Consider the following 223-nt stretch of genomic DNA (forward strand, 5'->3'; position numbering starts at 1 on the left):
CGCGGCCCTTCATCGACCTGCGGGTACTGAGCGGCAACGCCCCGCTCCTCGCCACCTACGTCCGCCAGCTCCTGACCGCCGTCACCTCGTACGCCTTCCTCTACGGATTCACCCAGTGGCTGGAGGACGGCCGGGCGCTGAACGCGTCGACTGCCGGGCTCTTGCTGCTGCCGATGTCGGTGGCCGCGATCACCGTCACCGCGTTCACCGGCCGGCGCGCCGA

1 pseudogene is annotated in these 223 nt (G+C 70.9%); it reads left to right on the forward strand.

The features are described 5' to 3' along the window. Nucleotides 1-223 (forward strand): annotated as a pseudogene (locus J0695_RS40265) (MFS transporter); the annotation flags it as partial.

The organism is Streptomyces beijiangensis (assembly GCF_017315755.1).
Classification (GTDB): domain Bacteria; phylum Actinomycetota; class Actinomycetes; order Streptomycetales; family Streptomycetaceae; genus Streptomyces; species Streptomyces beijiangensis.